Consider the following 20,839-nt stretch of genomic DNA (forward strand, 5'->3'; position numbering starts at 1 on the left):
GTGCCGTAGGTGGGCCTCGTTCCAGATCAGCGTGCGGTCCAGGAGCCCGCCGCGCAGCGACTTGACGGTTGTGGGGTTGATCGAGGAGATGGTGCGGACAACACCACATGGGTTACCGCCGTACACAGGGTGAGCTGCTCAAGCTCGGCCACCGAACGTCCGCCTCTGCTGTCCGTCGTGTGCTCCGGCGTCTGCGAATACCGCCCTCGCCGACCCGGAGCTCGGACACGTCGTGGCGGCGATTCCAGCGTGCTCAAGCGGCGAGCATGCTGGCGTGCGACTTCTTCCACGTCGACTGCGCGGCCACGTTGAAGCGGGTGTACGTGTGGATCGGGTTGGCGACTTCCGGTTCCGCATTCGTGACAGAGCCGGCCAGGTGACGGCGTCGTTCGATTCGGTTCTCGCCGACGGCGGGATCGATGTCGTGAAGATCCGCCGCAATGTCCGCAGGCGAACCGCTACGCGGAACGGTTCGGCGGTACCTCAAGTCGAGAGCTCACCGACCGACTGCTGATCGTCAACGAGCATCACCTGAAATCAGTGCTGAATCGCTACGTGTCCCACTACGACCACCGTCGACCACATCAAGCACGGCACCGCTCTCCACCACGACCGGATCACCCCGGCCGCAGCGGCCTCGACACGCAGGTCAGGCCTACCGGACCACGTTTTGGTACCCCACAAGCTGACGGCGCAGCCATGCCGCTCGGGCGGCGATGGCGTCCTGGGAGATCACGGCGTTGGGGACCACGACGTCGAATCCGTGGAAGCCGCCGGGCCAGACGTGCAGTTCGACGCGGCCGCCTGCCTGCCACATGCGGCTTGCGTAGGCGACGTCCTCGTCCCGGAACGTTTCGGCCGACCCGACGTCGACAAAGGTAGGGGGCAGTCCGGAGAGGTCTGTGGCGCGGGCAGGCGCGGCGTACGGGGACACGTCCGGTCCTCCGGGAACGCCGTCGCCGAGCAGCGCGTTCCACCCGGTCTCGTTGGAGGAACTGTCCCAGATGCCGAGGCCGCGCATCTGCCGGGCGGAGGGTGAGTCGTTGCGGTCGTCGAGCATCGGTGACAGGAGCAGTTGGGCCAGGATGGCCGGGCCGTTGCGGTCGCGTGCCATCAGGGTGACGCCTGCGGTGAGGCCGCCACCGGCGCTCGTGCCGCCGACCACGATGCGTTCCGGGTCGATGTTGAGCTCGTGGGCGTGGTCCGACACCCACACCAGGCCGGCGTAGCAGTCCTCGACGGGACCGGGGTGGGGTGTCTCGGGGGCGAGCCGGTACTCGACCGAGACCACGGCCATGCCCATCGGCTCGGCCAGGTCCAGCATCTCGACCATGCCGAAGCGGTTGTCCTCGACGATCATGCCGCCGCCGTGGACGTGGTAGATCGCCGGGGTCGGGGTCGCCGCGTGCTTCGGGAGGCAGATCAGCAGGGCGATGTCCGGTTCGCCGTCCGGCCCCGGGACCGTCCGTTCCTCCACGCTGTAGGCGCCGCCGCGCGAAAGGACCTCGTCGGTCGGTTTTTCCACCCCGGGGACGGGCTTGCGCATCTCGGCGATGTTGTCCGGGCGGTACGCGTCGGGCGGGAACAGGGTGGCCAGCGACTCGACGACGGGAGCGAGCTCCGGGTCGAATGGGGGTGGCGGCCCGACCGGCTGGGCGGAGGGACGGTCAGTGACGTGTGTGGTCATTTCTTCTCCTTGCGGCAGGCGACAGGACGTCCGCCTGCCGCAGGTCACAGGCGGACGATGAATATCAGTGGCGGATGCTGTCCACCCTCTGCCGGTTGAACTGTTCGGCGAGCCACTGCTCGCGACCGGCTTCCGGCTCAGACGGTCGGGACGGTCCCACCGTCGATCACGTACTCGGCGCCTACGATCGCCGAGGCGCGATCGGAGACCAGGAATCCGACCAGGTCCGCGATTTCCGCGGGGTTCGCGAACCGGCCCAGCGGCACTCCGCCGAGGGAGTCGAAGATGGTCTGCTTCGCCTCTTCGCGGGTCAGTCCGTTGCCCTCGGCGATCCGGTCGACGAACTGTTCGTAGGCCTCGGTCTCGATGCCGCCGGGGCTGATCGCGTTGACCCGCACGCCGCGCGGCGCGAGCTCGTTGGCAAGTCCCTTGCTGTACGTGCGCAGAGCGGCTTTCGCCGACGCGTAGGCCAGGGACGCGTCGTGCAGGGGCATTTCACGCTGGATCGAGGTGAAGTGCAGCACCACCCCCGCCCCGGCCTCGATCATCGCCGGGAGCAGGGCCCGGTCGAGCCGCACCGCACCGAGGAAGTTGAGGTTCAGCTCGGTGAGCCACTGGTCATCGGTGATGACCGCGAACCCGCCGGCCGGCGTCGACGTGCCCCCGACGACATGCACCAGGACGTCGAGCGCGCCGCCCTCGGCGATACGAGCGACCACCGCGTCGGTGCCCTCGACCGTCGTCGTGTCCGCTTCGATGAACCGGTCTGGGTACTCGTACCCGTCGGGCATCGTCCGGGCCGTCACGTACACGTCGGCACCCAGCTCCCGGAGCCTCTGCACGACGGCCTTGCCCGCGCCCTTCGAGCCGCCCGTGACCAGTACCCGGCGACCGTCGAGACGATCGCGATCCGAACCAGACATTTTTCTCTTTTCCTTGATGGTTGGCGTGACGCGGGTTCAGTCAGGCCATGTGGTTGGCGACGACGAGGTCGGCGATGAGGCCGTCGCGCAGCGTGAACCGGTAGTCGAGTTCGGCGACGCCGCCCGGGAAGGTGCCCTCGAGCCGCACGGTCACCACCCAGTGGTCGTCGTCGACGCGGCGAGCGCCGATCTGTTCGGTCGTGTACTCGAACTCGGAGCCGGCATCCCGCAGGAACGCGTGCACCTTCTCCTTGCCGCGGAAGGTCTCGTCCTGGTCGACGATCACCGCGTCCTCGGTGAGGAATGACGAGGCGGTGTCGGCGTCGCGGACGACGTGGGCGGCGAGGAACTCGCGCACGATGGCGGGAAGCAGATCGGACGCGATGTCGGTGTTCTGTGTCATGAGCACACCGTGCAGCCTCGCGGCGCGGGAGGGTCAAGCCGTGGACTCTCCCCCTGGGGGAGAGTCCAGAATGAACAGGTGCTGACCATTGGGGAGTTCTCCCGCCTGACCCACCTGAGCGTGCGGACCCTTCGCCGGTATCACGAGGCGACCCTGCTGGAACCCGCCGTGGTGGACGAGAGCACCGGCTACCGCTACTACGGCGTCGACCAGATCCCGACCGCGCAGGTCATCTACCGGCTTCGCGAACTCGACGTCCCCCTGAGCGACGTGCAGCGAATCCTGCGGACCCCCGACCCCGACGTCCGGGCGGCCCTGGTCGCGGACCACCTGCAACGCCTCGAGGACGTGCTCGACCGCACCAGGGCCGCAGTCGTGTCGCTGCGGCGCCTGCTCCGGCCCGACCCCGCGCCGATCGCCGTCGAACTACGCGCGGAACCCGCCCGCACGGTCGCGGCGGTGGAGGCCGTCATCGAACATGGCGACGTCGAAGCCTGGTTCGCGGGCGCGGTGGCCGAACTCGAGGCGGCCGTCGGCGGCGCCGCGACCGGACCACTGGGCGGCAGCTACGACAACGCCCTCTTCGAACAAGAGCGCGGTCGCGCACTCCTGTACCTTCCGACCGCCGCGCCACCCCGCACCGGACGCGTGCACGCTGCAACCCTTCCGGCCGCGGAACTGGCCGTCACCACCCATATCGGCGAGCACGACGGCATCGAGGTCACTTACGGAGAACTCGGGACCTGGGTGGTGGAGAACGCGATGTCTGTGGCCGGTCCGGTGCGCGAGGTCTACGTCGTCGGCCCTCGCGACTCGAGCGACCCCGCCGCGTGGCGCACCGAGATCGGCTGGCCGGTCTTCCGCGTCACCTGACGCGATCAGTCCGGAGCGGAGTGTCCAGCCGAGATTGTGCAGGCGTGCGGTGAGCCGACGACGACGCACTCGGCGACTCCGCTGTCACTGGCTAGCACCGTCTCGACCTTTCGCGGATGGATGTTCATGCCACCGCGGATGATGACGTCCTTCTCCCGATCCACGAGGTGGAGGTTGTCCGCGGTCACAACGTCGGGTCGTGATCGCGGACGCCCCGGCCTGCCACGCCGGACGCGGATGCCGTGAGCAGCGGCAGCAACCACTACACCCAGGTAGGCACGTTGCGCCACATCGCGGCGGTGCACCACGCATCGGGCGACGCCGAGGCGGAACGCACGCGCTGCGACACGCGTTGGTGATCCCCGACCGTCTTGGTACCCGATAGCGGTCGCGGTGTGAAGCGCTGGAAGGCTGAATCGCGGTGACAGACGTACCGGCCCCGCCACACACCGGCGCGATAACGACCGATGTGAAACTTCTGCCCGTCACCCCATCCGGCGCTGCAGGCGCTACGCCAGCTTGGTGACGGTGCCATCGAGGGCGGGAAACCATGACCGCCCCGTGCCACCATGTTGACCCCCGCGGTGTGAGCGACCGTTGTCCGAAATCAGGGACTCTCAGAGGTGGAGTTGATGTGTGATGGAACGACGCGTCTCGGTCGCGACGCACTGGGGAAGTTTCGTCGCCGTAGTCGATTCCGGCCGACTGGTACGAATCGAACCTCGGCACGACGACCCCGTGCCATCGCTCATCGGCCCCGGAATGGTGACGGCCGCCGATGACAGCGCCCGCATCCTGCGTCCCGCTGTGCGCAAGGGCTGGCTGAACGGCGAGCCTCGCGCCCACGGCGCGGCCAGAGGCGCGGACGCCTTCTTAGAGGTGAGCTGGGACCAGGCGATCACTCTGGTGAGCGATGAACTCCGCCGAATTCGTTCACAGCACGGGGACAGCGCGGTGTTCGGTGGATCCTACGGTTGGGCGAGTGCGGGCAGGTTCCACCACGCGCAGGGCCAACTCCACCGGTTCCTGGCTCTGGGCGGCGGATACACCGACTCCCGCAACACCTACAGCACCGCGGCTTTGGAGGTGATCCTCCCCCACGTGATCGGCGGTCATCCGTGGAGCTACCAGAGCCGGATGCCCATGTGGGACCAGATCGCCGAGAACTGCGAGCTCGTGGTGGCGTTCGGAGGGCTGGCTCTCAAGAACAGCCAGATCAACCCCGGTGGCCTGGCCAAGCACCAGACGGAGGACCTGCAACGCCGGTGCCGTGAGGCCGGGGTGCGGTTCGTGAACATCAGCCCCATCCGCAGCGACACCGCCGACTTCCTCGACGCCGAATGGCTGCCCGTCGTGCCCAACACCGACACCGCCGCGATGCTCGGCATCGCACACACGATGCTGGTCAACGGGTGGCACGACGAGGACTTCCTCCGCCGGTGCTGCGTCGGGTTCGACCGCTTCGCCTCCTACCTGACCGGCGAGCTCGACGGGGTTGCGAAGGACGCCGCCTGGGCGGCGAAGATCTCGGGCATCGGTCGCGACACGATCACCGACCTCGCCCGCCGCCTCACCGCGCAACGATCTCTCATCATGGTCAACTACGCGGTGCAGCGGGCGGACCACGGCGAACAGCCGATCTGGATGTCCGTGGTGCTGGCCGCCATGGCGGGCTCGATGGGTCGGCCCGGGTGCGGCTGGGGCGCGGGTTACGCGACGATGGACGCGACGGGCGTCGCCCCGGACCGCGCGTTCGTGGCGACGATACCGGCGGTTCCCAACCCGGTTGCGGACTTCATCCCCGTCGCGAGGATCGCCGACACCCTGCTGCGTCCGGGCGACGTCATCGACTACGACGGCAAGCGCCTCACCCTGCCGGAGCTCCGCCTGATCTACTGGTGCGGAGGGAACCCGTTCCACCACCACCAGGACCTCCACCGGCTGACCCGCGCCTGGCAGGCCCCTGACACGGTGGTGGTGCACGAAGCCTGGTGGAACACGACGGCCAGGTTCGCGGACATCGTCCTCCCCGTCGCCACCAGCCTCGAACGCGACGACTTCGCCGCCGGGTTCTCCGACCCCCACATCGTCGCGATGCCGAAGGTCCGCGAACCGGCGGGCGAATCCCGAACCGACCACGACATCTTCGCCGCTTTGGCCGCCCGGCTCGGGTTCGGGCAGGAGTTCACGGAGTCGCGCTCCGAGATCGAGTGGGTCCGGCACCTCTACGAGCAGACGAGGACCGCGCTCGGCGACGCCGCCGCCCTGCCGAGCTTTGACGACTTCTGGCAGAGCTCCACCGCTGAGCTGCCGGCGGCGGCCGGACCGTTCCCCGGCAGCTTCGAGGACCTCCGCGCAGACCCGCAGCGCTTTCCCTTGCCGACGCCGTCGGGCCGCATCGAGATCTTCTCCGAGGAGATCGACTCGTTCGGCTACGACGACTGCGCCGGGCACCCGAAGTGGTTCGAACCGGCGGAGTGGCTGCACGCCGATCTCGCGGACCGGTTCCCACTGCACCTGATCTCGAACCAGCCCGCCTCACGTCTGCACAGCCAGTACGACAACGGCGGCCACAGCCTCAGTTCGAAGATCGGCGGACGCGAGCCGGTGACGCTCAACCCGTCGGACGCCGCGGCGCGCGGCATCGAGAACGGCATGATCGTGCGGGTCTACAACGACCGCGGCAGCTGTCTCGCCGGTGCGATCCTGTCGGACGCCGTCATGCCGGGGGTCGTACAGCTGTCCACGGGAGCGTGGTGGGATCCGGTCCAGCCGGGGACGACCGGGACGATGGACCGCCACGGCAACCCGAACGTCCTCACCGCGGACCGGCCGTGCTCGCGCCTGTCCCAAGGACCGAGTGCCCACAGCGCACTGGTCAACGTCGAGTGCTACGACGGTTCCCTTCCCGATGTGCTCGCCTTCGCACCACCAAGCTTCGTTACGCCAACAGAAGTACGGCACGATGATCGGCACCACCCGAACGAATGACCTGGTCTCCCCCTTCGGGTCACGCCGCTGGACCCCCACCTGCTGGCCTCAATACGTTGCGCGGTCATGACTTCAGTTCAGGATCTCAAGTACCGCCAGTGGTTCAAGGGCGCGGACGTCGACGGCGACGGGGTCATCACCAGCCGAGACGTCCGGTTGATGGGCGAGCGCTACATCGCGGCCCGTGGTGCCGCACCGGAATCCACGACCGCCCGCCGGCTGACCGAAGGGCTGGACGCGTTCTGGGCCAACGTGATCGCGCCGATGGATCGCGACGGTGACGGACAGGTCGACCTGCGAGAGATGACCGAGGGGTTCCGGCAGGCGCTGGCTGATCCCGTCCTCTACCCGCAGCAGGTCGGACCGGTGGCCGACTGCTACTTCGACCTGATCGACCTCGACGGCGACGACAGGGTCGACCAGGAAGAGTTCAAGGAGATCTTCAGCCTGGCCGGCAACGTGTCGTCCGAGGACTGCGCCGCGGTCTTCAGCGCGTTGGACCAGAACGGCTCGGGCGGACTGGACCGCGCCGAGTTCCACCAGGCGCTCACGGAGTTCTTCTACGGCGACGACCCGGACGCCCCCGCCACGCACCTGTTCGGCAAGATCACCGGCTGACCGAGCGGGATGTCGTGTCATCAACGTGATCACGGCCCTGTGGGGTGCCAGAACTAGGCTTGGTGGTCTGGCCTGCGCCTCAGGCCGCCGCAGGTTCGTACTCGTTGATCAAGCCGCCAAGCACTCGCCGACGTGCGGATCTACATCCTGGCCCTCTGCCGGCGCCCAACCCCGCAAGGTGGCGCGGGTCAGGCGTTCGTGACGTCGTAGGTGTGGCCGGCGAGACGGAGACGGTCGATCAAAGGCCGGCCCATGGCCGTCGCAGGCGTGAGCGAGCCGGACCGCTGCGGGAGGTCGTCGAGGGCCAGGCAGAGGGCGCTCTGCCCGAGCATGACGGCCGTGGCGGCGTAACCGGGATCGCCCGGTCCGGCGACCGTGGCCCGGTAGCGGCGCCCCGAGCTGGTGGTGGCGTGCAGCACCGAACGGAACCAGCCCTTCGCGCGAGCCTGTTCGCTGGGCCCGGTACCGGGCCCGGGCAGCACCCGGTCGAGCAGGCCGCGGACCGGCTTGACCGACATCGCGCCGACCAGCCCGACCAGCCCACCGGTGATACCGGCCGCCATGAGCGCTCCGGTCACGCCCCTCCCCGCGCCCATGACCTCGCCGTAGCGCAGCTCCGGCCCATAGGCCCAGTCGAGCAGGGCGTTGCTGCGCCGCACGATGCGGGTGTTGAACGGGGCCATGACGAACGGCGCCTGCCATGTCCCGTCGGCGGCGCGGGAGGGCATCCCCGCGTCGCGGGGCTGGGCGGGCGCCGGCTCTGCTGCCCGGTCGGGACTGAGCGCGTGGGGATCGGCGGTGACGCGCCGCAGGCCGGGGTTGCTCTCGTAAGCCTCGATCTGCGCCCGCAGCGAGTCGATCGTGCCGCCGCTGAAACCGCCGCGGACCGCAGCCACCAACCGCACGTCGGTGAGCGGCCCCGCGCCGTCGGCCACGGCCCGCTCGTGCAGCAACAACATGCCCAGGTCGGACGGGATCGAGTCGTAGCCACAGGCATGCACGATCCGGGCTCCGGACTCCAGGGCCAGCTCGTGCACGGCGTCGATCGCGGCGCGGACGAACAACACCTCGCCGGTCAGGTCCGCGTAGTGCGTGCCGGCCCGTGCGCACGCCTCGACGACCGGGAGCCCGTAACGCGCGTACGGACCGACGGTGGTGGCCAGCACCCGCGTCGACGCGGCCAGCGCCGCCAGCGCGACCGGGTCCCCCGAGTCGGCGACGACCAGCGGCCACTCCCGCGCCGCCGCAGGCAGCCCGGCCCTGGTGGCGGCGAGCTTGTCCGCGGACCGTCCGGCCAGCGCGATCCGTACGCCCTCGGGGGCGTGCCGGGCCAGGTATGCGGCGGTCAGCGCCCCAACGAACCCGGTGGCGCCGTAGACGACGACGTCGTGCTCACGATTCATGACCGTCAGCATGCCCCCAGGCTCCGGCCACCGCGCCGGTCGGGTGGTCAGGGCGCGGTATGGGAGAAACGCGGTCGTGCTCCCACACCGCCGCGCTCACCCTCAGACCGTGCCTACCGCAGCACGACCTAGGTGTATTGATCACGAGCCTTGTTGACGGCTGGGTCTTGATCATAGGAAAGGCCTCCGTGTGTGGTGTAGGTGTCGAATCTGCACCACACGGAGGCCTTCGTGTCCCACCGTAACGCCCAGCTGACCGTTCACGGCAGGCGGCTTCTGATCACGCGCGTCCTGGCGGGCCGTCCGGTCGCCCATGTAGCCGCGGAGATGGGCATCTCCCGGGCGACCGCCCACAAGTGGGTGCGTCGCTGGCGCACCGAGGGCGAGGCAGGACTGCGCGACCGTTCCAGCCGTCCGCTCACCACCCCGCACCGCACACCCGCTGACCTTGCACCGGATCCTGACCCGCCACCGCCTGCACCGGCTGGCCTGGCTGGACCGCCCGACTGGCGAGCCGATTCGCCGCTACGAGTACTCCCGGCCCGGCGAACTCGTCCACGTCGACATCGAGAAGCTCGGCACCATCCACGACGGCGGCGGCCACCGGGTCATGGACCGCCGCACCGGCGCGGCCAGCACAGCGCGGTCAGCCCAATCCAACCGCGGACGACCATGAGTACCGCGTAACACCGCGACCTCATGCCGCAACACCAACAACTCGACGTCCTTCGCCGCCGAGGACCGGCAGAGCAGGACCAGCCAGCCGCCCAGCTTGACGAAGAAGAGATGCAGCAGTCGCAGCGCCACGCCCACGATCATGCCGACCGAACAACAGGACCCGACCACCGCAGCTCAACGCATGTGTACGGAGTTCTGGCACCCCACAGATCGACAGCAGGGGTCCCGGTGTCGTGCTGCTGACGAGCAACGTGGTGCGCGCGGTGACGTTCACGCTCTACCCGTTCACCGGCGAGATCTGGCACGTCGCGGTGCTCGCGGCGTCCACCAGCGCGGCCGACCGGATGTTCTGGACCTCCAACGCCCCGCTGCTCGGTCTCGTCGCGAAAGGTCGCGAACTCGACGACCTGCTGGGCACCCAGAGCGTCGTGCGCGTCGTCGGACTGGGCGTCGGCGCCGCACTCGCCACCCCGCTCAGCGGCAGCGTCACCGGCCTGCACCTGTTCTCGTACTTCAACGCGGCGACGTTCGCGCTCACCGCGGTCGTGCTGTTCCCGATCGTGCGCGGGCTCGGCAGGCTTCCCGGCGACCGGCGCAGAACGGTCGACGCGGCGCCGGTCGGCTGGGCGACGGTGCTGCGCGACCGGCCGTGCATGGCGCTGTGCCTGATCCAGGCGATCCTGTCGCTGCTGACCTCCAGCCTCGTGGTGATCTTCCCGCTGGTCTCGGTGACCGAGCTGAAGGGTCCGGTGTGGCTCGCGGGCACGTCCGTCGTGATTGGCAACGTGGTGCTCGCGATCGTCCAGAAACCCGTGCTGCGACTGGCTCAGCGGACGAGCCGAGGCGGCGTCGTGGCGTGTGCGGGCGCGGTCTTCTGCGCGGGGTTTCTGCTCATGCTGGCCGGGCCGCCGCTCGGCCCGTCGTTCGCGGTGGGCATCGTGATGGCCACGTCGGTGATCGGCGTGATCGGCGAGACCATGTCGGTGCCGCTCGTGGTGGCCGCGGCCAACCAGTCGGCGCCCGAGACCGCCAAGGGCCGCTACAGCGCGTTGCTCCAGACGATCTGGGGCGCGGCGGGCGCCTGCTCCCCGGCGATCATGTCGGGACTGCTCACCGCGGGCTACGCCGTGCTCTGGTCGATCCTGGCGGGACTGGCACTCCTCACGGTGCCGCTGGTGCTGCTGGCCAGGCGAAAACTCCCCGCTCTGGGGGTGCCCGCGACCTGACCCGGTGAACACGTGAAAAAGCCGACCGAGAAATGAACCACCTCAACCGGCTTCGCGCTGCTCATTTGTTCTTGGTGCGCCATTCCAGGAATTGCTCCGGCGAGCGCACACCGTGGTCGAGAACCGAGCTGTAGATGTCGTAGCTCGACACCGCGGAGCCGTACGAGGGATTGTCCGCCCAGGCTTCCTTGATGGCGAGAATCGCGTTCCTGCTCTCATCGTCGAGCCGGGGAGGCATGGTCCTGATGTGCTCCAGGTCGGGCTGACGATCAGGCTCGTCGACGAACCAGATGTCGAGCGTCCAGTCGGCGCCGGCCAGTGTGCGGTACTTGACGCCCAGGTAGAGGCCGTCCGGGTACGCCGGATCCACGTTCCAGTGACCCGTGTCGTCGCGCATGGTCACCACGCGCACACGCGGGTGCCGCAGCAGCTCCTGCCCCACCCTGCCGACGGCCTCGGTGGTCTGCTCGTCCAGCGACTTGCAAACCACCGTGACGTCCAGGTCCCGCTTGACCATCAACCCCAGCGCCGAACTGCCGACGCGGATCGGTTCACCCAATTCGGCCAATTCCGCCAACCCCAGGTCGACTGCCACCGCGTCGGCCTCGGCCTGCAGAGCGGCCTGGCGCTTGACCAGTTCATCGGTATACGTCACGCCGGACAGGGTAATGCCCCGTCCCGTTTGCAAAAGACGCTATTCCAGGAATTCCAGCGCGGTGATGCCCCAGCTGAATCCCATCGCGCTGGTCGCGAGCAGGACGATTTCGCCCGCCTTCAGCTGTCCCGTCTCCACGAGGTGGCGGATCGCGATCAGCGTGTCCGCCCCACCCATGTGGCCGAAGCGGTGGTAGTTGAAGAGGCTCTTCGACTCGGGCAGTTCCAGCTCACGCAGCAACCGTTCGTGCATGCGCCGGTCACCGTGGTTTATGAGCAGGTACGAGACGTCGCCGAGGTTGTTGCCGATCGCGACCAGCGTCTCCTTGGTGAGCCGCAGGAAGTTGTCGACGTAGGCGCTGGTCAGGCCCTCGCGATGGCCGTTGCACTGGATCAGGATCCGGCCGTCGCGGTACGCCCCGGTGTAGTAGTCCGGCCAGCGCGGCTCGGTGTACATCGCCGAGTGCAGGTGGCGGAACCGCACGTCGGAGGCGGAGACGAGGATCGCGGCCGAGCTGTCGCCGAAGTTGAACAGGTCCTTGCTCGCCGGGTCGGTGCAGTCGAGCATGCGGCTCAGCCGGTACCCGATCAGCACGAGACTGAGACGCTGCCGCGGGGGAACGCGAAGTCGAAGTCGACTATGCCGGTCATGCGTGTGCTCCGATCTTTCCGTTGGCGAAGCGGGCGTACGCGGCGGGCAGCCGCAGCCAGACCTCGTCGTCGACGTTCGGGTCGTCCGTGCCGTGGACGAACTCGACAGGGTGCGCAGCAGCGGGCCCGCCGAGTACCGGTAGGTCACCACCTCCGCAGGTCCGCGTGCAGCAGCTCCAACGCCATCTCCAGCAGTCCGGCTCCTCGCGGACGGCCTCGTCGAGCTTGCCGCTGGTGGTGAATCACTCCTCCAGCTCGGCGTCGGTGTCCTCGTGCGTCGGCGGCACCGTGAGGTGCCGCGTCCAGTTGCTCGGCGCCCGTGCCGAGTTGCAGGTGGCCGGGTCCGTCCGGTTCCGCCGACGGCACCTGTTCGACCAGGCGGGCGCCGTCGAGCGCACCGGGTGCCAGCCAGAGCGCTCCCGCATGCGTGCCGTGCCACTTGCAGGAGGCGGTGACGAACGCGTCGCAGCCGAGCGCCTCCACCTCCGCGCGCCAGTGTGCGACGGCACGCCGTCCACGAACACCTTGGCGCCCACGGCGTGCGAATCGGCACCGTTCCGACCGGTGAGCCCGCCGCGCCACGAACGGTTCGGTACCCCCTCCCTGACCGCGCCCGCCAGACCGGAGATGAGGACGACAGGCGGAGAACGACACGGCAACGTCGAAGGCGTGGTCCGGCATCGGACGTGGTGCCCGAGCTAGGGTGGCCCACGTGGGCGTCTCCCTCTACTACACGGCTCGCCGCACGACCCCGCTGACCGACGCCGAACTCGCGGCGGTCGGCCAGGTCGTCGACACCTGCAACACGAACGCGCCGTTCTCCCAGGAAGCAGAGGGGCTGTACCTCTACGACCGGCTGGAGCCGGGAACGGTGCTCGACGGGTCGACCAAGCTGCCCGGCGTGGATGACCGGGCGATCCCGTCACTGGTGCACTGGCTGGCTGCGGTCACCTCGCTGCGCAACGCGGTGCCGGACGCGGACTGGACCTTCACCCTCGACGACTACGAGATCGACTGGGACGACCGCACCGGCTACCACCTGCTCGGCCTCACCGACTGATCCGCGAAGGCCGGTTCGATGGTCGTCCAGCGCTGCGGCCGAACGCGGCGACCGCTGGGGCCAGGGCTACGCGCTCTACCGGCACGGCGACCTCTACCGGGCGATGCGGCGGTACCCCGAGGCCGTCGAGCACTACCGCCAGGGCCTCGACATCCGGCGGGAGATCGGCGACCTGCACGGGCAGGCGGTGACTCTGGTCGGCCTCGGCAAGGCGATGGCGAGCCGCGGCGACGTGCGAGGGGCACAGGAGTCCTGGACCGAGGCGGAGCAATCCTGGCGGAGCTGGGCGACCCGCTCGCTGACGACGTCAGCGCCCTGCTCACCGGAATCGGGAACGGCGATGAGACCTGAGGTTCCGCGGCTCAACGACACCGACGAGGCCCTGCACCGCGCCGTGGCCGACTTCGGCTCGGGACGGATCGTCCAGGTGCTCTGGCTGTTTCCTTCCCTCGTGGACAGTTCGGCGCTGCACGCCGAGTGGAACCGCCTCAACCGCGGCCACCTGAGCCGGCGCGCGGTGCGCCCGTTCGTTCCGGGTGCGCGCAGGAGGTGGGCGGATGTCGACAACGCCGAGCCCCTGCACGAGCACCAGGGCCCTCTGCCGGACTCCGCGGCCGACTGGGTGGACGCCCAGGTCCGCGCGCCGCTGCCGGAGAGCTCGCTGTGGCGCCTCGCGGCGGCGCCTCATCGGACCGGCACCATCGTCTCCCTGACCGTGCCGCACTTCCGGTCCGACGGCCTCGGCATCTTCCGCGCACTCGATTCGTGGCACGTCAGACCACGCCCGGCCTTGTTCACGACGATCACGGCCGATTTCCGCGATGCGCTGGCGCAGATCAAGACGGCGGTCGGCCACCTCACGAAGGCGAACTTCCGCCGACGGCTGAAAGCCTCGCAGTGCAACGCTTCCACCCCTGTCGCCGCCTCACCGGCCCGGTTCTTCTCGTGGACGATCGTCGATGTCGACGCCACGTCCTGGCACGACGTGGCTTCAGCGAACGGCGGAACGCCGAACACGTTGTTCACCGAGATCGCGGCAAACCTCATCCGTGCCCGCACCTCCTCCACCACCGGAATCCGCCTCGGCATGCCCAGGAGCGTCCGCCGCCCGGACCTCGACCTCCGGGCGAACGCCCTCGACTTCGCGACCCTCGACCTGCCGGCGGGACCGCCCGTGCACGGCGACCTCACCTCGACCCGCCGGGCCACCAAACGGGCACTCCAGCTCACCGCCGACCGCTCGGACCCGCCCTGGCACCTGCTGCCTCACCGCCGGCAGCGCGGTGGCGACCGCCGGGAGCCCAGCAGAACGACGTCGTCGCCTCCAACCTCGGCACGGTGCCGGAGGCCGCGACCCACTTCGCCGGACAACGAGCCTCGCGAGTCGTTGTGCGGACGATGAACGTGCCGGGCGTCGTCGTCGAACGGGCACGCTTGCGGGCGTCGCTCTGCCTGACCAGAACCGGCGATCGCGTCGCCCTGGCGGTGACCGGCATCCCGGATGACTTCGGCGACTCGGATGCCCTGCGGCGCCTGGTGATCAGCGAACTCGCCGCGTGGGGGCTGCGGGCAGAGCCGTGGTTGTGAGGGGTGCGCGCACGAGCGAACGATCAGCAGTCCAGCCGGAGAGCAGGATTCGCTCGATGACGACGTGACGCTCGCAGCATCGTGCTGGAAGACCTGCTCGGATCAGATCCTCGGCGTGCTCGTCGCGCACCGGCCACTTCGTGCCGAAGCTCCCAAGGCCTCCGCCGTCAGCCTCCGACGTGGATGCCAGGTCGCCGTTCCGGGTCGGGTTCGCTCGCTCGGATGATCTCCCGGACGACCGGGGCCGTGTCGCCGCGGCCGAGCAGCAGGTAGCGGAACAGGTGGCCCAGTGGGTTTCCCTCGCTCCAGGCGAAGTGGCAGTGGGGCCGCACACCGGTGCAGTCGCGCAGGGCGAGCAGGATCGCGGCGATGGCGTTGGGCGCGGCGGGGCTGTCGGCCCGCAGGATCCGGTGCCCGTCGACCTCGACCCCGCGGACCTGCAGCACCTCGCTGAAGTCGGACGGGTCGACCACGTCGATCTCCAGGAAGATCACGTCCGCGGTGCCGGGCACGGGGTTGGTCCCCCGCTGTTCGGTTTCCTTCTCGGAGTACTCGGCGGCGTCGCCGGTCTGACGGCGGTTGGCGATCAGGGTCACGGCAGCGTCGTGAGCGAGTGTGTCGGCGATGAAGCGGCGCGCGGCCTCGTCGAACTCGATGTGCTCCACCCGCAGCTCGGTGGTGCGGGTGACGCGCGAGACCAGCGAGATCGCGATGATGCCCAGGATGAAGAAGATCGAGATGGTGATGCCGTCCGGCTTCTCGATCACGTTCTCGACCAGGGCGTAGAGCAGGACGAGCGTCAGCACGGTGAACGCGACCGCGGCGGCCCGCTGCCGGCGCCGGACCGCGGAGATGGCCACGGCGACCGAGGCGGATACCATCATCGCCAGGATGCCGGTGGCGTAGGCGCCGGCCTGGGCGTTGACGTCGGCCTTGAAGATGATCGTGACCAGGATGCAGATCGCGGTGTAGACGATCACCACCGGCCGCACCGCGCGCGACCACTCCGGTGCCATGCCGTACGAGGGGAGGTAGCGCGGGACGATGTTGATCAGACCCGCCATCGCCGAGGCCCCCGCGAACCACAGGATCAGGATGCTGCTGATGTCGTAGGCGGTGCCGATGCCCTCGCCGAGCAGTTCGTGGGCGAGATAGGCCAGCGCACGGCCGTTCGCCTGGCCGCCCGGCTGGAACTCCTGCGCGGGGATCAGCACGGTGGTGACGAAGCTGGTGGCGATCAGGTACACCGACATGATCAGTGCGGCGGCCGTGAGCAGCTTGCGGGTGTTGCGCACGCGGTCGCGCAACCGCTCCTGCGCGGTGTTTCCCTTCGACGCCACCAACGGCATCATGCTCACGCCGGTCTCGAAGCCGGACAAACCCAGCACCAGCAACGGGAACGCCAGGATCGCCGGCCCGACCACCCCGGTCAGCCCACCACCGCTGGAGGTCAACGCCTCCACCCACCGGTCGAGCACCACCGGCTCGGCCAGCACCCGCACCCCGCTCGCCACCACGACGACGGCGTTCAGCAGCAGGAACACCGCTACCAGCGGGATCGCCACACCGACGGCCTCGCTGAACCCGAGCAGGAACACCCCGCCCAGCACCAGCAACAGCACGACGGTCACCGTGACCTCGTGGCCGTGCAGGAAGTCCGGCGCCAGCGGGTTCTCCAGCAGGTGCACGGTCGCGTCCGCGGAGGACAGTGTGATCGTGATGATCCACGACGTGGCCACGAACCCCAGCAGCACCAACACGAACAGCTTCCCGCGCCAGAACGGCAGCAGGTTCTCCAGCATGGCCACCGAGCCCTGCCCGTGCGGGCTCTCCTTCGCCACTCGCCGGTACATCGGCAGCATGCCCAGCAGCGTCAGAGCGACGATCAGCAACGTCGCCAACGGTGACACCGCTCCGGCCGCGAGCGCCGCAATGGCCGGCAGGTAGGACAGCGTGGAGAAGTAGTCCACGCCCGTCAGGCACATCACTTTCCACCAGGACTGCGGCTCGGCGTGCGCCTCACCGCTCTCCGGCCCCACCACCGGCTGCACGCGGTGCTTCAGCAGCCACCGCCCCAGTCCCGTGGTGGGAGCGGCCGACCGGACCGGGCTGTCCACGCGCTCGGGTATCTCGTACTGCGTTGTGTCGGTCACGCCGGTCCCCCGCTGCTGATGCTCAGTCATTTGGGGGCGAGTCAACTTCGTGTGAAGTCCGGCCGATGTAAAAACACGAGGCCTCAGGCGTAAGGATCCCGTAAAGATGGTCAGCGGGTTCAGCAGCTCACTTCCCCGTCAGAGGTCCGTGACCGCGGCAAGGGGTTCGCGTGGATCGGCTTGTTCGAGCCGGAGAAGCACCCAGTTCCACGGCCTTGCCCAGGTGTGCGGGTTGCGGGAGCGAGCGGCGGACGACGCCGTTCGCAAGCATCGCCGCCCCGCGCCGGACCACCACGGCGACACCCTGTTCATGGCGATGAAGACCGTCTGCCACGTCGAGAACGACCCACCGCACACAGCGAACGAGATCGTCCTGACCGGTCGCACCGACACCGCGCTGGCGTCGTAGGACCGTCCCGGACGGTCAGGCGTGCTCGACGGCGTCGGCCTGCGGGCCCCGGTCGCTCTGCCGGATGCGGAAGCGCACCCGCTCTCCGGCCACCAGGGGCTCGCCGGAGACCACCGAGACGTGCACGAAGAGGTCGGGCCCGCCCGCGTCGGGGGTGATGAAGCCGAAGCCGCGGTCGGCGTCGTAGCGGGCCACCGTGCCGTCGCCGGCACGGGCTGCGGGCCGGGTGGCCGGACGGGCCTGGCTGGGGGCCGCGGTGGCCTCCACCGGCTCGCCGGTGGCCACGAACCGCACCTCGCGCGCCTGACGACCCTGGTCCACGGTGACCGTGGTGAACGAGACCCGGTCGCCCTCGGCTGGCAGGTACACCTCGTCGACCAGGGCGCGCACGTGCAGGAAGACGTCACCCGCACCGTCGTCGGCGGCCACGAAGCCGAACGCCTTCTCCTCGTCGAACCACAGGACGGAGCCGTCGGCACCGTCGCCGGCCGCGGCCAGAGGGGCTCTGCGGACCCCGGCGTCGAAGCTCAGCGGCACCACGTGCTGGGCCTGCGGCCCCTTCTCCCCCGCGGTGACGACGAAGGCCACGCGCTGCCCGGCCGCGAGGACGCCCCCGGTGACGATGGCGGAGGAGTGCACGAACACCTCCGCACCCCCGCCGTCCGGCGCGGCGAACCCGTAACCCTTGGCCGGCTCGTACCAGGAGACGGTGGCGAGCACGCCCAGCGTCGCGTCAGGCGAGGCGTCCCCGGTGACGGCGACGCGCAGCGCCTGCGGGCCGCGGGGTCCCTCACCGGTCTCGAACTCCACCGTCTGGCCCTCGCGCAGTGCCCGGGCCGCGCCCTCGCCCTGCACCTGCGAGACGTGCACGAAGATGTCGTCGCTGCCGTCGTCGGGGGCGAGGAAGCCGAAGCCGCGCTCGAGGTCGTACCAGCGGACGGTTCCCTGCTGCACGGTGCACTCCTGGTCTAGCGGGTGGTCGAGGGTCCAGTGTCCCAGGCGCTGTTGGCCGAGGATCTTGTACCGCTCGGAAAGTCATCGCTGCAGCTCAAGCCGCACATCGGTACTCGTTGATCAGTTGGCGGTGGAGCAGGTCACGGCCGGGCGAGCGGGTTCAGGACCGGCGGCGACGAACCCGAACGAGGTGGTTGCCCCGGCAGCGAGCACGGCGTTGTGGCCGGCGTTGGTGACGGTCACCGCGGTCGCGTTCTGGGTCAGGGTGCCGTTCCACAGGTTGCCGATGGTGTGGCCCTCAGCCGGCTGCCACGTGGTGGTCCAGCCGGTCAGGCCGCCTGGGCTGGTGTTGCGCACGGTCACCTCGACCTGGTAGCCGCCCGGCCACGAGTTGGTCACCTCGTAGCGGACATCGCAGGCGGTCGCGGTCGTGGTCGTCGCCGTGGTGGAGTTGGTCTGGGCGCTGCTGCTGGGCCGGTCGCCCTGCAAGACGGTGCCGATCACGACACCGGCGGCGACCAGGACGGCCGCACCGGCGACCATCGCGATCACCCGGCGTGGCGGGTGGCGGCGGGCGAGCAGCATCCGCGTGCCGCTCTTCGGGGGCGCAGCGGGCAGCGGCAGTCCCTCCGCGACCGCCGCGAGCAGCTTGTGGGCCTCGGCCATCGTCGGGCGTTGGGTCGCGTCACGATGCAGGAGGCGCAGGAGCACCTCGCCGAGCGGGCCACCCAACTGCGGCGGCTCGAACTCCCCCCGGACCACGCGTTGCAGGAGCGCGTAGGGGTTGTCGTCCACACCGAACGGCGGCGTGCCCTCCAGTGCCGCGTAGAGGGTCGCGCCGAGGGAGAACACGTCCGAGGCGAACGTCGCCGCCTCGCCCGCCGCCACCTCCGGCGCCAGGAAGGCCGGCGTGCCGACGATCAGGCGGGCGTCGGTCACCGTGCCCTCGCCGACCGCGCGGGCGATGCCGAAGTCGGTGATCTTCGCGATGCCGTCCTCGGCCAGCAGGACGTTGAACGTCGAGACGTCGCGGTGCACGATGCCCTCCGCATGCGCCGCCGCCAGCGCGGCGGCGACCTGCCTGCCCACGGCCGCGACCACGCCCGGCGGGAGCGCGCCCCGTTCGGCGACCAGCGCCGCGAGGCTGCGGGAGGGCAGGTACTCCAGCACCAGACAGGGCTTGCCGTCGTGCTCAACGACCTCGTACACGCTGATCGCGTGCGGGTGCCGCAGCCGACCGGTGACCCGGCCCTCGCGCAGCATCTGCGCCACCGCATCCGGGGACCGCCGGTCCGTGTTGAGCAGCTTGACCGCGACCACGCGGTCGAGTTGCTCGTCACGCGCCTGCCAGACCACACCCATGGATCCTTGCCCGATCGACGACACCAGCCGGTACCGCCCGGCGATGACCTCACCCTCTTCTGGCACATGCCGACGCTACTTGGCTGAGCCGGCCATCGGCCACCTTCGGCTTCGGGCGCTGGTTCGAAGGCCGCACTCACACCGTGACGCGACCTTGTCGTCATGGTGGTGGGAGCGTCGGCCGGTGGTGAGCCGCGGAGGTCACAGGTGGCCGCTGCCACACGAGATCCACACGTGTCGGCCGGACCGCGTCCTTTCGGAGCAAACGGCGCGCATTCCACCACGGGATGCGCGCCGTTCGCTTTACGCTCCGCCCCGTGAAGCGACTCGTTGCGGTGCTGGTGCTGGCGTTGGCCGCGTGTTCCCCGACGCCTCCAGGCCTGACGCGGTCCTCGACCGTGCCTCCGACAACGATGACAACGACGTCCACGCCGGGGAAGCCCGACCAGGCAGGGCAGGTCCAGCAAGTCTTCTCCGACTTCACGAAAGCCCTCGGAGACAAGAACGGCGACGCCGCGGCGGCGGTGATGACCAGCGCCGCGATCATCCGCTGGGAGACCTACCGGGTGCACGCGCTGAAGAGCACCGAGGCCGACCTCGCGGGCCTTCCGGTCGCCGAACGCGCCATCGTCTACGGCCTGCGCGCGACCGCCGGTCCCTCCTTGCGGACCGCCACCGGCCGCACGGTCCTGATCACGGCCGTCCAGCAGGGCCTCGTCACCTTGAACACGTCGACCAAGCTCGTGAACGCGGACGGCACCACCACCGTCAAGGAGACGACGCCCGTGCTGAAGAACCTCGTCCTCGGCGCCGACACGGCGACCGGAGAGCTGGCGTCGAACGACCCCACCGTGCCCGCGATCCCCAAGCCGATCAAGTTCACGTTCCTGCGCGAGGGCGAGGACTGGAAGATCGACCCGGTCGGTGTGACCGACCTGGCGGCCTTCGCGCTGGAGGAACTGGCCGCGCGCAAGGGCGTGACCGCGGACCAGTTGCTGATCGAGGCGTTCACCGGCCAGTACGGCGCCGCCCGCGTCGCCGAGATCCGCAAACCTCTCGACGGCTGATTCCTAACCTGGTCGTCGAGCTCGCGGCACTTACGAGCTCGGCAACGTCTTCGACCGTCCAGGTCATGAGTTGCGCAACGGATAACGCACGAGCATGGGGAAGTGGCATTGGCCTGGTCCGGCGGGGCGCGCCGAGACTG

The 20,839-nt window shown here is 69.5% G+C and carries 20 protein-coding genes and 3 pseudogenes; 11 read left to right on the forward strand and 12 right to left on the reverse strand.

The annotated features are described in order from the left end of the window. Window positions 1-253: 253 nt before the first annotated feature. Window positions 254-487 carry a hypothetical protein gene (locus ORI60_RS40990; RefSeq protein ID WP_266043400.1) on the reverse strand — a complete coding sequence of 78 codons (234 nt, stop codon included), beginning with the start codon at window positions 485-487 and terminating at the stop codon, window positions 254-256. Window positions 488-492: 5 nt separating this feature from the next. Between ORI60_RS40990 and ORI60_RS40995 the strand changes: the two are divergent. Beyond that, window positions 493-549 (forward strand): annotated as a pseudogene (locus ORI60_RS40995) (hypothetical protein); the annotation flags it as partial. A 106-nt stretch (window positions 550-655) separates the two neighbouring features. On the opposite strand, the gene ORI60_RS41000 reads toward ORI60_RS40995, so the two are convergent. The 3 genes from ORI60_RS41000 to ORI60_RS41010 all read right to left on the reverse strand — a co-directional run bounded on the left by ORI60_RS41000 (window position 656) and on the right by ORI60_RS41010 (window position 3,013). Beyond that, on the reverse strand, window positions 656-1,687 hold the full coding sequence (locus tag ORI60_RS41000) for an alpha/beta hydrolase (protein WP_266043401.1): 1,032 nt from the start codon (window positions 1,685-1,687) through the stop codon (window positions 656-658). A 137-nt stretch (window positions 1,688-1,824) separates the two neighbouring features. Next, window positions 1,825-2,610 carry an SDR family oxidoreductase gene (locus ORI60_RS41005; protein WP_266043402.1) on the reverse strand — a complete coding sequence of 262 codons (786 nt, stop codon included), beginning with the start codon at window positions 2,608-2,610 and terminating at the stop codon, window positions 1,825-1,827. A gap of 40 nt (window positions 2,611-2,650) precedes the next feature. Continuing rightward, a complete protein-coding gene (locus ORI60_RS41010) occupies window positions 2,651-3,013 on the reverse strand; it encodes a nuclear transport factor 2 family protein (protein WP_266043403.1) in 363 nt (120 codons plus the stop codon). A 78-nt stretch (window positions 3,014-3,091) separates the two neighbouring features. On the opposite strand from ORI60_RS41010, the gene ORI60_RS41015 reads away from it, so the two are divergent. The 3 genes from ORI60_RS41015 (at window position 3,092) to ORI60_RS41025 (ending at window position 7,495) form a co-directional block, all read left to right on the forward strand. Then, window positions 3,092-3,886 carry a MerR family transcriptional regulator gene (locus ORI60_RS41015; protein WP_266043404.1) on the forward strand — a complete coding sequence of 265 codons (795 nt, stop codon included), beginning with the start codon at window positions 3,092-3,094 and terminating at the stop codon, window positions 3,884-3,886. A gap of 639 nt (window positions 3,887-4,525) precedes the next feature. Further along, on the forward strand, window positions 4,526-6,877 hold the full coding sequence (locus ORI60_RS41020; protein WP_266043405.1) for a molybdopterin-dependent oxidoreductase: 2,352 nt from the start codon (window positions 4,526-4,528) through the stop codon (window positions 6,875-6,877). 66 nt (window positions 6,878-6,943) lie between these two features. Beyond that, window positions 6,944-7,495 carry an EF-hand domain-containing protein gene (locus ORI60_RS41025; protein ID WP_266043406.1) on the forward strand — a complete coding sequence of 184 codons (552 nt, stop codon included), beginning with the start codon at window positions 6,944-6,946 and terminating at the stop codon, window positions 7,493-7,495. A gap of 188 nt (window positions 7,496-7,683) precedes the next feature. On the opposite strand, the gene ORI60_RS41030 is transcribed toward ORI60_RS41025, so the two are convergent. After that, entirely contained in the window at window positions 7,684-8,898 is a 1,215-nt protein-coding gene (locus tag ORI60_RS41030; RefSeq protein ID WP_266043407.1) for a saccharopine dehydrogenase family protein, read from the reverse strand. Between the two features lie 231 nt (window positions 8,899-9,129). Between ORI60_RS41030 and ORI60_RS41035 the strand changes: the two are divergent. Then, window positions 9,130-9,565: pseudogene (locus ORI60_RS41035) on the forward strand (helix-turn-helix domain-containing protein); the annotation flags it as partial. 220 nt (window positions 9,566-9,785) lie between these two features. After that, complete coding sequence (locus tag ORI60_RS41045) at window positions 9,786-10,802, forward strand: MFS transporter (protein ID WP_266043426.1); 1,017 nt, start codon at window positions 9,786-9,788, stop codon at window positions 10,800-10,802. A 61-nt stretch (window positions 10,803-10,863) separates the two neighbouring features. Here ORI60_RS41045 and ORI60_RS41050 read toward each other — a convergent pair whose 3' ends face one another. From ORI60_RS41050 to ORI60_RS41060, 3 genes are all read right to left on the reverse strand, one after another. Next, window positions 10,864-11,457 (reverse strand): hypothetical protein, encoded by a 594-nt coding sequence (locus tag ORI60_RS41050; RefSeq protein ID WP_266043408.1) that lies wholly within the window; start codon window positions 11,455-11,457, stop codon window positions 10,864-10,866. 39 nt (window positions 11,458-11,496) lie between these two features. Beyond that, window positions 11,497-12,051, reverse strand: coding sequence for a 3-oxoacyl-[acyl-carrier-protein] synthase III C-terminal domain-containing protein (locus ORI60_RS41055; protein WP_266043409.1), 555 nt, complete (start codon window positions 12,049-12,051; stop codon window positions 11,497-11,499). A gap of 200 nt (window positions 12,052-12,251) precedes the next feature. Continuing rightward, window positions 12,252-12,590, reverse strand: coding sequence for a hypothetical protein (locus ORI60_RS41060; RefSeq protein WP_266043410.1), 339 nt, complete (start codon window positions 12,588-12,590; stop codon window positions 12,252-12,254). Between the two features lie 229 nt (window positions 12,591-12,819). On the opposite strand from ORI60_RS41060, the gene ORI60_RS41065 reads away from it, so the two are divergent. The 3 genes from ORI60_RS41065 to ORI60_RS41075 are packed head-to-tail and all read left to right on the forward strand — an operon-like array spanning window position 12,820 to window position 14,754. After that, on the forward strand, window positions 12,820-13,167 hold the full coding sequence (locus ORI60_RS41065; RefSeq protein WP_266043411.1) for a hypothetical protein: 348 nt from the start codon (window positions 12,820-12,822) through the stop codon (window positions 13,165-13,167). Next, a complete protein-coding gene (locus ORI60_RS41070; RefSeq protein ID WP_266043427.1) occupies window positions 13,049-14,569 on the forward strand; it encodes a tetratricopeptide repeat protein in 1,521 nt (506 codons plus the stop codon). Before ORI60_RS41065 ends, ORI60_RS41070 begins: the two co-directional genes overlap by 119 nt. Further along, complete coding sequence (locus tag ORI60_RS41075; protein ID WP_266043412.1) at window positions 14,566-14,754, forward strand: hypothetical protein; 189 nt, start codon at window positions 14,566-14,568, stop codon at window positions 14,752-14,754. Before ORI60_RS41070 ends, ORI60_RS41075 begins: the two co-directional genes overlap by 4 nt. Window positions 14,755-14,921: 167 nt before the next feature. Here the strand turns inward: ORI60_RS41075 and ORI60_RS41080 are convergent, their stop codons facing one another. Then, window positions 14,922-16,739 carry an amino acid transporter gene (locus ORI60_RS41080; RefSeq protein WP_416234583.1) on the reverse strand — a complete coding sequence of 606 codons (1,818 nt, stop codon included), beginning with the start codon at window positions 16,737-16,739 and terminating at the stop codon, window positions 14,922-14,924. 400 nt (window positions 16,740-17,139) lie between these two features. Here ORI60_RS41080 and ORI60_RS41085 point away from each other — a divergent pair, with 400 nt between their 5' ends. Continuing rightward, the gene (locus tag ORI60_RS41085) at window positions 17,140-17,316 is read left to right on the forward strand and encodes a hypothetical protein (RefSeq protein ID WP_266043414.1); all 177 of its coding nucleotides are present in this window, start codon (window positions 17,140-17,142) and stop codon (window positions 17,314-17,316) included. Between the two features lie 15 nt (window positions 17,317-17,331). Here ORI60_RS41085 and ORI60_RS44680 read toward each other — a convergent pair whose 3' ends face one another. The 3 genes and pseudogenes from ORI60_RS44680 to ORI60_RS41110 all read right to left on the reverse strand — a co-directional run bounded on the left by ORI60_RS44680 (window position 17,332) and on the right by ORI60_RS41110 (window position 19,698). Beyond that, window positions 17,332-18,036: a cold shock domain-containing protein gene (locus ORI60_RS44680; protein WP_416234584.1), complete on the reverse strand. Its 705-nt coding sequence runs from the start codon at window positions 18,034-18,036 to the stop codon at window positions 17,332-17,334. Between the two features lie 30 nt (window positions 18,037-18,066). Further along, window positions 18,067-18,270: pseudogene (locus ORI60_RS41105) on the reverse strand (cold-shock protein); the annotation flags it as partial. A 120-nt stretch (window positions 18,271-18,390) separates the two neighbouring features. After that, entirely contained in the window at window positions 18,391-19,698 is a 1,308-nt protein-coding gene (locus ORI60_RS41110) for a protein kinase domain-containing protein (protein WP_266043415.1), read from the reverse strand. Between the two features lie 251 nt (window positions 19,699-19,949). Here ORI60_RS41110 and ORI60_RS41115 point away from each other — a divergent pair, with 251 nt between their 5' ends. Continuing rightward, window positions 19,950-20,699 carry a hypothetical protein gene (locus ORI60_RS41115; protein WP_266043416.1) on the forward strand — a complete coding sequence of 250 codons (750 nt, stop codon included), beginning with the start codon at window positions 19,950-19,952 and terminating at the stop codon, window positions 20,697-20,699. Window positions 20,700-20,839: the final 140 nt, after the last annotated feature.

The sequence above is a fragment of the Lentzea sp. NEAU-D7 genome (assembly GCF_026242055.1).
In the GTDB taxonomy this organism is placed as follows: domain Bacteria; phylum Actinomycetota; class Actinomycetes; order Mycobacteriales; family Pseudonocardiaceae; genus Lentzea.

Excerpts from the sequence above, each read along its gene's own strand:
- ORI60_RS41030 (WP_266043407.1), bottom strand. The coding sequence starts at position 8,898 with ATGAATCGTGAGCACGACGTCGTCGTCTACGGCGCCACCGGGTTCGTT.
- ORI60_RS41005 (WP_266043402.1), bottom strand. The coding sequence starts at position 2,610 with ATGTCTGGTTCGGATCGCGATCGTCTCGACGGTCGCCGGGTACTGGTC.
- ORI60_RS41020 (WP_266043405.1), top strand. The coding sequence starts at position 4,526 with ATGGAACGACGCGTCTCGGTCGCGACGCACTGGGGAAGTTTCGTCGCC.
- ORI60_RS41075 (WP_266043412.1), top strand. The coding sequence starts at position 14,566 with ATGAACGTGCCGGGCGTCGTCGTCGAACGGGCACGCTTGCGGGCGTCG.
- ORI60_RS41025 (WP_266043406.1), top strand. The coding sequence starts at position 6,944 with ATGACTTCAGTTCAGGATCTCAAGTACCGCCAGTGGTTCAAGGGCGCG.
- ORI60_RS41010 (WP_266043403.1), bottom strand. The coding sequence starts at position 3,013 with ATGACACAGAACACCGACATCGCGTCCGATCTGCTTCCCGCCATCGTG.
- ORI60_RS41000 (WP_266043401.1), bottom strand. The coding sequence starts at position 1,687 with ATGACCACACACGTCACTGACCGTCCCTCCGCCCAGCCGGTCGGGCCG.
- ORI60_RS41080 (WP_416234583.1), bottom strand. The coding sequence starts at position 16,739 with ATGTGCCTGACGGGCGTGGACTACTTCTCCACGCTGTCCTACCTGCCG.